An 8,453-nucleotide genomic window follows, 5' to 3' on the forward strand; every position below is an offset into this window, starting at 1 on the left:
GCGGGTGGCGGCCCACCAGCTGCGCCGCCGACGCGGTCACCACGTCGCGCAGCTCGAGCACGTGCAGCCCCGGCCAGAGCCGGTCCCACACCGCGAGCGCCCCGGCGGCCGCGTCGTCGTCGAGCCGCCCGGCCCGTCGCCCGCCGGCCAGCACCGCCCGGACCTCGGCATCGGCCAACCGGGACGTCACCACCAGGTCGGCGCCGTCCCACAGGGCCGCGGCCAGGTCCGACCCGGGCTCGGCGACGCACAGCTTCACCAGCGCGCTGGCGTCGAGGTAGACGACCGCCATCTCAGCGCCGCAGCCGACGGACCAGGTCGGAGACCCCGCCCTTCGCGGCCGGGGCTGCGCCGCGGTCCCCGGTGCGGGCGGCGGGGCGCGACGTCGTCGCCGGTGTCAGCAGGCCGTCGCGCTCGAGCCGGGTCAGCAGGTCCGCGGCGGCGATCCCGCTCAGCCGGGCGACGGGGATGCCGCGCTCGGTGATGACCACGTCCTCCCCCGCGCGCGCGGCCTCGATCCACTGCCTGAGCTCTGCGCGCAACGCGCTGACCGGGACGTCCACGAAGCGACCGTACCGAACACCCGGGGCCGCCGGTCAGATCTCCGGCAGGGAGTCGCGGGCGTCCTGCGGGGAGACGCCGGCGGCCTCGAGCAGGTCGACGACGAGCGAGCGCTGCAGKAGGACGAGGCTCTGCACCTGCCAGTCGCGCGCGGCGAGCTCGAACGGGTCGAGCGCGCGCGAGACGTCGAGCAGCCGGGCGCGCGCCCGCTCCGGGTCACGGCCGGCGCCGAACGCGGCGGCGAGCTCCTCGGCGGCCCGCGCGGTGGCGTCGACCTGCGCCGCGATCGTCGCCATCTCGTGCGTCTGCGCCTCGACGGCCGCCAGCGCGCGCCGGGCCAGCACGCGCGCGTTGCGCATGGCGCGGTCGACGTGCACGGCGTTGCCGGCCAGGCCGGCCAGCTCCTCGCGGTGCTTGCGGATGGTCGGGGACACGCGGGCCAGCTCCCCCGCGTTCTTCGCCGTCTCGGACCACTCGTCCAGCGCCGGCTGCGAGGCGCGTCCGCGCACCAGCGCGTCCTCGACGTCGGCAGTCGACCCGGTGGTCAGGCCCCGCGCGAGGACGCGCAGCATGCCGGCCAGCTCCTCGACCGCGGTGCGAGCGAGGGCCCGGGGGTGCCGGCGAGGGTCCCGGGGCGTGAGCAGCGCGACCGCGAGCGCCACGACGCCCCCGATCGCCGCGTCGATCCAGCGGCCGAGCGGCCCCCCGGACGCGGACACGGCCGGGAGCCCGACGATGACCAGCGCCTGCACGCCGGCCTGCGTGGTGAGCATCTGCCCGCGGTCGATGAACCGGGCGATGATCGCGGCGAGGAACAGCACGACGGCCACCTGCCACGCGCCGTTGCCGATGAGGTGCACCAGCAGGTCCCCGAGCGCGACSCCGATGGCCACACCCACCGCCAGCTCGGCGACCCGGCGCACGGACCGGTCGGTGGTGAACCCGAGGGCGATCCAGGCGCAGACGGGCGCGAAGAACGGGAAGGGGTGGCCCACCCAGTACCGCGCGATCGCGAACGCGAGGGCCGCGGCGATCGACGCCTGCAGGATCGGGAACGACGCGGCGCGCACCCGGGCCCAGCCCTGCCGCACCCGCGCCTCGACGACCACGCGCGCACGCGAGTCGACGGCGCTCACAGCATCGGGTGCTGTCCCAGGCCCCGGGTCAGAGGTCCGCGGGCCGCCGGGCGGTCCACGGACACACCGTCGCCGGGCACGATCTGCTCCTGCCCGGCAGCGACGGCCCCGCCCTCGCACTCCACGACCAGCTCGACGTCGGACGGCACCGACCGCTTGACCACGGCCAGCGCGACGGGGCCCAGCTCGTGGTGCCGGGCGATCGTCGTGATCTGCCCGACGACCCGGCCGGGCTCCTGCGAGTCGGCGGTCTTGACGACGTCATGCACCGCGGCGCCGGGCTCGGGCAGCAGGTGGCCGGACCCGTCCAGGTGCAGCATGACCAGCCGGCGCGGCGGGCGACCGAGGTTGTGCACCCGCGCGACCGTCTCCTGGCCGCGGTAGCAGCCCTTGTTCAGGTGCACGGCGGTGCGCAGCCAGTCGAGCTCGTGCGGGATGGTCCGGTGGTCGACCTCGTGCGACGCCCGCGGGCGCCAGGCCTCGACGCGCGCGGCCTCGCTGGCCCAGGTGCCGACCAGCGGCCAGCCGGAGGCCTCCCGCGCGCGCACCTCCTCGACCAGCCGGTCGCGGGGCACCAGCACGAGGCGCCAGGCGCGGTCGGCGCCCGGGTGCTCGTCGTCGGCCGGTCCGTAGCGCGTGCCGCCGACGGCCGTCGTGGGCCACGGGTCACGCCACGTCACGGGCTCGTCGGGGGTGCCCTCGGCGTCGACGGGCTCGCCGATGGCCGCCCAGGCGTCGGTCACGTCCGCGATCTCGACCCGCAGCATGAACTTCATGCGGTTCAGCCACGCGGCCAGCGCGATCGGCGTCTCGGTGAGCAGCCACGTGGTCTCGCCGTCGTCGACGACGCCCGCGGCGTGCTCGACGTGCCCCTGCGGGCTGAGCACCAGCAGCTCGGTCGACGTGCGCGGGGCGAGGGCGGTCAGCTCCTGCGACGTGATCGAGTTCAGCCAGCTGAGCCGGTCCGGTCCGGTGACGGAGACGACCCCGAGGTACGACTGGTCGACCACGGCGCCGCCCCGCGACAGGGCGCGCTGCTCGGCCGTGGGGTCGCCGTAGTGCCAGGCCACGCCGTCGTCGGGCCCGGACGCCCGGACCGCGCCGTGCCTCGCGAGCAGCGGGCTGGTGTGCCGCGGCGGCTCGCCGTGGCTCGCGGGGGTCTCGACGGGTGCGTCGGTGGTCATCAGACCTCGTCCTCGGAGAGTGCCTCGACGCGCGCGAGGCGGCCGGAGGCGTAGGACTGCATGGGGTGCCCGAACGCGGCGATGTCGTGCGCCCACATGAGCTCGCCGTTCACCAGGCCGTACAGGCGCTTGCCGGCGCTCACGTCGGCGCCGGAGGCCGCGCGCACGATCGCGTCGCTCACCAGGTCGATGCGCCCCTTGCCGACGGCGCCGATGTACAGCGCGACGTGGCCGGACGGGTCCGCCACCAGCAGCTCGACGGCGTGCTGGTCCTCGGTGAGGCCCCAGTCGGTCGGCCGCTCGGGCGGGATCCGCCAGTAGCCGGCCTCGGTCTGCCAGACGGGCGCGGGCGGCTCGTCCACCAGGGCGCCGGTGTCGGGCGGTGCCGTGACCAGCCGGATCGTCGACGAGTAGGAGAGGTACGGGCCGCCGTCGCTGGTGATGACGATCTCCTGCGTGAACGTCGCCTCGTCGATTCCGGGGTAGTCGACGACCCCTTCACCGCGCCAGGTGCCGACCAGCCAGGCGAGCGGGTAGACCTCCGGCGCGAGGTCCTCGGGGTCGGGCAGGACGAACGGCATGGACGAAGCCTTTCGCGGAGTCGGGCGCTTCAGATCACGTCAGCGCTGACCCTTGTAGAGCCGGTAGACGACGAGGCAGGCGAACCAGCCGATCGTCAGCGTCGCCGCGACCAGCAGGCCGATGAAGACTCCCTCGAGCGCAGTCATGCGGACGATCCTAAAGGAGCACAACAGGCGCAGCCCCCTAGCCTGTTCCGATGAGCGCCACTCCACGCCCCCTCGTGATCAAGACCACGTCCGGCACCGACCGCCCGGAGGCCACCAACCAGGCGTTCACGGTCGCCGCGGCAGCCGTCGCCGCCGGGGCCGAGGTCAGCCTCTGGCTCACGGGGGAGTCGGCCTGGTTCGCCCTCCCGGGGCGCGCGGACGACCTGGTCCTCGAGCACGCGRCCCCGCTGGCCGAGCTGCTGGCGATGGTCCTCGAGGGCGGCCGCGTCACCGTGTGCACGCAGTGCGCGGCCCGCCGCGGCATCGGCCCGGAGCACGTGCTGCCGGGCGTCCGGATCGCGGGCGCCTCGGTGTTCGTCGAGGAGTCGCTGGCCGAGCGGGCGCAGGCGCTCGTCTACTAGGCGGTCYGTCCCGCGCGCACCCGCAGGCCGAGCAGATAGAGCTCGCAGCCGAGGCACAGGCCGAACACCGCGTTGAGGAACGCCGCGACCAGCGCGAGCGCGGCGGCGACCGGGACGGCGGCGCTCACCCCGAGCAGGCCGAGCAGCAGGCCGGCGCCCGTGATGACCAGGCCGACCAGCTGCGCGAACGTCGGCGGGCGGGGGTCCTCGAGCTCGCTCGGCGGTGCCAGGCGCGGGCGGACGACCTTCTTGAACACCCAGCCCTGCCAGGTGTGCCCGATGCCGCGGAACGTGCCGAGCGCGAAGCCGGCGACGACCACGGCCATCACGACGTAGGCGGCGGGCGTGGTGCCCAGCAGCAGGACGACGACGAGCAGGACGAGCGTGAGGGCGGCGCCGAAGCGGGGGCCGCGGGGATCGATGCCGGCGGGGGCCTCGGTGGACGTGCGGGACGTGCTCATGGGGACTCCTGGGGACCGTGCAGGGGCGGGGGATCCGTCGATCGGCACGAGGGCCGACCCGGGGGCCGAGGTCGCAGCGCGCCCGGCCGATCGCCCCGCGCGGGGGCAGCCGTCAGGCGGCGGGGACCTCGCCCAGACAGGACGCGAGAGCGGCGAGCGCGTGCCGACGGTCCGTGGCACCCGACAGACGACCGACCACGACGCCGTCGGCGTCGAGCAGGAGCGTGGTCGGGGTGCGCATGATGCCGAAGCGTCGCACGAGATCGAGGTGCTCCACCACGTCCATCTCGACGTGTGAGAGGCCGTCCCGCTCGGTCACCAGCTGCGCGAGCACCGCGTGGGTGCGCCGGCACGGTGCGCAGACCTCGCTGGAGAACTGCACGAACGTCGCGCGGGCCCCCAGCGGGGCACCGAGCTGCGCGGGCGTCAGGCGGGTGTCGTCGGCCTCGTCGGCGGGTGCCGAGGCGAGCAGCGACGGGTCGACCGCGGTGTAGCGGCCGTTGCGCGCGCGCCACCACAGGCCGAGCCCCGTGGCGACCGCCAGGACGAGGACGACGAGCAGGACGCGGTCCACGTCAGCCGACCAGGACCCGGCCGACGACGTACACGAGGATGCCGGTCACGGTCACCGGCAGCGTCACCGCGGCGAGCGAGGGCCAGCGCCGCTCGAGCGACGGCAGCTGGTCGAACAGGGCGTGCAGCGTGGCGACGAGGATGCCGACCGCGAGGCCGAGCAGGGCGCCGGCCAGCGGGTCGATGCCGGGGAGCAGGAGGCCGCCCAGGGCCCCCGCACCCGCGGCGGCGCCCGCCGTGACCAGCGAGCCGATCCACGGCGCGAGGTGCAGCGCGACGACGGCGGACCCGACCGCGAGCGCGAGCGCGCCGACGACGACCAGCGACTCGGCGCCGGGCGTCCGGCCGATCGCGACCCAGCCGGCCACCGCGACGGCGACGAGCGTGCCGGCGACCGTGCCCGAGACGGACTCGACCAGCCGGGTGCGCCCGTCGCGCCGCAGCAGCTCGTTGACGAACGCCAGCAGGATCGAGGCCGCGAACACCACGGGCAGGTACCGCAGGAAGGGCTGGTCGGTGGTCAGGTGCACCACGACGACCGCGCCCACGCCGCCGAGCGCGACGACGGCGGCCGAGCCGGGCTTGAAGGGCAGGTCCGCGAGGGCCGGCCAGCCGAGGGCGAACACGATCGCGAGGAGCGCGGCGGCGATGCTCAGCGGGAGTCCGCCGAGGTAGCCGGCGACGGCCACGGCGGCGGCGAGCACGGCCGTGACGACCGCGCGGGTGGCGAGCTGCATGGTCCCCTACCGTCCCGCGACCGGGGTCGACGACGACCTCGCCGAGAGCGCGCGCAGGCGGCCTGCCTGCAGGAAGGGGAGGAGCACGCCGCCGATTGTCGCATCTCGGCGCGATTTCCCCTGCGTTACAGGTGGCGCATGTGGGGCAGGACACGCCACCCCTCGACATCCGGGCGCAACCTGGGTGTACCGCGCGGTACCGTGTCCCCCACTCGCACGCGGGGAGGTTCCAGGTGGCAGATCTGCTGCTGCTCACTCCAGCGTCCGGGGGCTCCGCCCAGGTGCTCCCGGCCCTCGGTCTGTTGTCCCACCGCGTCCGCGTGCTCCCCGTCGAACCGTCGGCTCTCGTGGATGCACCGGACGCGGACATCGTCGTGCTCGACGCCAGACGGGACCTGGTCACCGCCAGGACCACCTGTCGGCTGCTGCGCGCGACCGGCCTGACGGTCCCCCTGATCCTCGTGCTGACCGAGGGCGGCCTCACGGTCGTCACGGCCGAGTGGGGTGCGGACGACATCATCCTGGAGACGGCCAACCCGGCCGAGGTGGAGACGCGGTTCCGGCTCGTCATGGAGCGCGCGGCCACCGCGGGGTACGACGACGCCCCGCAGGAGATCTCGTCGGGCGAGCTCACCATCGACGCCGGCGGCTACACGGCCCGGCTGCGCGGCCGCCCGCTCGACCTGACCTACAAGGAGTTCGAGCTCCTCAAGTACCTCGTCCAGCACCCGGGCCGCGTGTTCACCCGCGCCCAGCTGCTGCAGGAGGTCTGGGGCTACGACTACTACGGAGGCACCCGGACGGTCGACGTCCACGTGCGACGCCTGCGCGCCAAGCTCGGCCCCGAGCACGAGCAGCTCATCGGCACCGTGCGCAACGTCGGCTAMCGCTTCGACCCGCCCAAGGACCGCCGCAACGCTGTCGACGGGCGCAACGAGGTACCCGAGCCCGCGGACGCCTAGCCCGCTAGCCTGGCTCCCGGTGAGCCGGGAAGCCTGGTCGGCGCGTCCCAGCAGTCTGCCCGGAGGTGCACCCGTGTCCACGCCAGCGAGCCGCCTGTTCGCCGCCCTCTCCCCCGGCTCCGAGCGCAACCTGCTCGACACGCTCCGGGAGGAACGGGTCGGCGGCGCGCTCCTGCTGACCGCCACGGTGATCGCGCTGCTCTGGGCGAACCTGGACCCCGCGTCGTACGCCACGGTGTCCGACACGGTGATCGGCCCCGCCGCGCTGCACCTCGACCTCACGGTGGCCACGTGGGCGACCGACGGCCTGCTCGCCATCTTCTTCTTCGTCGTCGGCCTCGAGCTCAAGCGCGAGATCGTCGCCGGCGAGCTGCGGAACCTGCGCACGGCGATCGTCCCCATCGTCGCGGCCATCGGCGGCATGCTCGTGCCCGCGATCCTCTACCTCGCGGTGAACCTCACCGCCGCGGACGGGGTCCCCCGCGGCTGGGCGGTGCCGACGGCGACGGACATCGCCTTCGCGGTCTCCGTGCTCGCCATCGTCGGCCGCAGCCTGCCCAACGCCCTGCGCGCGTTCCTGCTCACGCTCGCGGTCGTCGACGACCTGCTCGCGATCATCGTCATCGGCGTCGTCTACACCGACACCGTCTCGGCGCTCTGGCTCGGCGTCGGCGCGGTGACGGTCGTCGTGTTCGCGCTCGTGATCCGGCGCGGCTGGGTCAGCGGCTGGCTGCTGATCCCCCTCGGGCTGGTCGCCTGGGCCGCGGTGCACGCCTCGGGGGTGCACGCCACGATCGCCGGCGTGGCCCTCGGGCTCGTCGTGCCGGGGACCACGGAGGCCACGCGCAAGGCCCTCCGGCTGCCGACCGCGCCCTCGGAGTCCCTCGCCGAGCGGTGGGAGCACGCGTGGCGACCGCTGTCCGCGGGGATCGCGGTGCCGGTCTTCGCGCTGTTCGCCGCCGGGGTGACGCTGACCGCCGGCGCGCTGCAGACGACGTTCGCCGACCCGGTGGCGCAGGGCGTCGCGCTCGGGCTCGTCGTCGGCAAGCCCCTCGGCATCCTCGGCGCCACGTACCTTGTCGCCCGCTTCACGCGCGCCTCGCTCGCGCCGGGCCTCGGCTGGGCCGACGTCGGGGCCGTCGGGCTGCTCGGCGGCATCGGGTTCACCGTGTCGTTGCTGGTGGGCGAGCTGGCGTTCGGCGCCGGCAGCCCGCAGGACGAGCACGTGATCGTCTCCGTGCTCATCGCGTCGCTCGTCGCGGCCCTGCTCGGCGGCGCGGCCCTCTACCAGCGGGACCGGCATCATGCGCACGTGGCCGCCACCACGGGCCCTGAGACCGACGGGACCGGGTAGGTTCGGCACCGATGAGCACCGTCGACTCCGCCTCGCTCCTCATCGACGGCCCCTGGGAGCACCGGTTCGTGGCCGCGAACGGCGCACGGTTCCACGTGGCCGTCGCCGGACCCGACGACCGTGACGCGCCCCTGGTCGTGCTGCTGCACGGCATCCCCGAGTTCTGGTGGGCCTGGCGCCACCAGCTGCCCGTGCTGGCCGACGCGGGCTACCGCGTCGCCGCGATGGACGTCCGCGGCACCGGCGGCTCCGACAAGCCGCCGCAGGGGTACGACGTGCCGACGCTGGCCGCCGACGTGGCCGGGGTCATCCAGTCCCTCGGCGCCGCCGACGCC

Annotated in this window: 12 protein-coding genes; 4 read left to right on the forward strand and 8 right to left on the reverse strand. The window is 75.0% G+C overall.

What is annotated here, in order from left to right; all coding sequences use genetic code 11:
* From ACXJKG_RS17000 to ACXJKG_RS17020, 5 genes are all read right to left on the reverse strand, one after another.
* A partial coding sequence (locus tag ACXJKG_RS17000; RefSeq protein WP_456846921.1) for a type II toxin-antitoxin system VapC family toxin occupies positions 1-292 on the reverse strand: 292 nt, incomplete at its 3' end.
* Position 293: 1 nt separating this feature from the next.
* The gene (locus ACXJKG_RS17005) at positions 294-563 is read right to left on the reverse strand and encodes a type II toxin-antitoxin system Phd/YefM family antitoxin (protein WP_456846922.1); all 270 of its coding nucleotides are present in this window, start codon (positions 561-563) and stop codon (positions 294-296) included.
* A gap of 33 nt (positions 564-596) precedes the next feature.
* Positions 597-1,697 (reverse strand): FUSC family protein, encoded by a 1,101-nt coding sequence (locus tag ACXJKG_RS17010; protein WP_456846923.1) that lies wholly within the window; start codon positions 1,695-1,697, stop codon positions 597-599.
* A complete protein-coding gene (gene ygfZ / locus ACXJKG_RS17015; RefSeq protein ID WP_456846924.1) occupies positions 1,694-2,881 on the reverse strand; it encodes a CAF17-like 4Fe-4S cluster assembly/insertion protein YgfZ in 1,188 nt (395 codons plus the stop codon). Before ygfZ ends, ACXJKG_RS17010 begins: the two co-directional genes overlap by 4 nt.
* Complete coding sequence (locus ACXJKG_RS17020) at positions 2,881-3,462, reverse strand: FABP family protein (RefSeq protein ID WP_456846925.1); 582 nt, start codon at positions 3,460-3,462, stop codon at positions 2,881-2,883. The genes ygfZ and ACXJKG_RS17020 overlap by 1 nt, the downstream gene beginning before the upstream one ends.
* Before the next feature lie 197 nt (positions 3,463-3,659).
* Here ACXJKG_RS17020 and ACXJKG_RS17025 point away from each other — a divergent pair, with 197 nt between their 5' ends.
* Positions 3,660-4,031 (forward strand): DsrE family protein, encoded by a 372-nt coding sequence (locus tag ACXJKG_RS17025; protein WP_456846926.1) that lies wholly within the window; start codon positions 3,660-3,662, stop codon positions 4,029-4,031.
* On the opposite strand, the gene ACXJKG_RS17030 is transcribed toward ACXJKG_RS17025, so the two are convergent.
* The 3 genes from ACXJKG_RS17030 to ACXJKG_RS17040 all read right to left on the reverse strand — a co-directional run bounded on the left by ACXJKG_RS17030 (position 4,028) and on the right by ACXJKG_RS17040 (position 5,802).
* Positions 4,028-4,492 carry a DUF4395 domain-containing protein gene (locus tag ACXJKG_RS17030; RefSeq protein WP_456846927.1) on the reverse strand — a complete coding sequence of 155 codons (465 nt, stop codon included), beginning with the start codon at positions 4,490-4,492 and terminating at the stop codon, positions 4,028-4,030. The two genes, ACXJKG_RS17025 and ACXJKG_RS17030, sit on opposite strands and share 4 nt — an antisense overlap.
* A 112-nt stretch (positions 4,493-4,604) precedes the next feature.
* Complete coding sequence (locus tag ACXJKG_RS17035; protein WP_456846928.1) at positions 4,605-5,066, reverse strand: thioredoxin family protein; 462 nt, start codon at positions 5,064-5,066, stop codon at positions 4,605-4,607.
* A 1-nt stretch (position 5,067) separates the two neighbouring features.
* Positions 5,068-5,802 (reverse strand): hypothetical protein, encoded by a 735-nt coding sequence (locus ACXJKG_RS17040; RefSeq protein WP_456846929.1) that lies wholly within the window; start codon positions 5,800-5,802, stop codon positions 5,068-5,070.
* 233 nt (positions 5,803-6,035) lie between these two features.
* Between ACXJKG_RS17040 and ACXJKG_RS17045 the strand changes: the two genes are divergently transcribed.
* The 3 genes from ACXJKG_RS17045 to ACXJKG_RS17055 all read left to right on the forward strand — a co-directional run.
* A complete protein-coding gene (locus ACXJKG_RS17045) occupies positions 6,036-6,764 on the forward strand; it encodes a winged helix-turn-helix transcriptional regulator (RefSeq protein ID WP_456846930.1) in 729 nt (242 codons plus the stop codon).
* A gap of 73 nt (positions 6,765-6,837) precedes the next feature.
* A complete protein-coding gene (gene nhaA / locus ACXJKG_RS17050; protein ID WP_456846931.1) occupies positions 6,838-8,118 on the forward strand; it encodes a Na+/H+ antiporter NhaA in 1,281 nt (426 codons plus the stop codon).
* Between the two features lie 11 nt (positions 8,119-8,129).
* Positions 8,130-8,453, forward strand: a 324-nt coding sequence (locus ACXJKG_RS17055; protein WP_456846932.1) for an alpha/beta fold hydrolase, incomplete at its 3' end; no start/stop codon positions are given.

The organism is Cellulomonas sp. P5_C6, assembly GCF_054049635.1.